1 protein-coding gene is annotated in these 405 nt (G+C 74.3%); it reads right to left on the bottom strand.

Annotation, left to right across the window (positions count from 1 at the left end):
- Nucleotides 1-370: nucleotide pyrophosphohydrolase (locus FNQ90_RS26680; protein WP_182608615.1), on the bottom strand; the 370-nt coding region annotated here is incomplete at its 3' end.
- Between the last annotated feature and the right edge of the window lie 35 nt (nucleotides 371-405).

Here is a 405-nt window from a genome sequence, read left to right as displayed (position 1 = left end):
CGTCCTCCCCCGGGAGGGGGAAGCGCGTCTCGTTGCGCTCGATCTTGGCGTCCAGCGCGGCGGCCGGGTCGATCCCCAGCACCGTGCACAGCCTCAGCAGGTAGGCCAGTACGTCGGCGACCTCGTCCCGGACCCGGTGGGCGGTTCCCGGGTCGGACATCACCGCCGCCGCCTCCTCGGGGGTCATCCACTGGAAGATCTCCTGGAGTTCGGCCGCCTCCACGGCCAACGCGGCCACCAGGTTCTTCGGCAGGTGGTACCGCTGCCAGCCCCGGGCCTCGGAGAACTCGGTGAGCCTCTCCCGGAGCCGGGCCAGGTCGGAGGGGCCGTTCTCCCCCGTCGCCCCCGCCCCGGGGGGCGGGGCGCTCACGCGACGGTCCCGGGGAACGATCGGGACGGGAGGGG

The organism is Streptomyces alkaliphilus (assembly GCF_014141535.1).
GTDB classification, from domain to species: Bacteria; Actinomycetota; Actinomycetes; order Streptomycetales; family Streptomycetaceae; genus Streptomyces; species Streptomyces alkaliphilus.
This window is presented reverse-complemented; position numbering and strand designations above follow the sequence as displayed.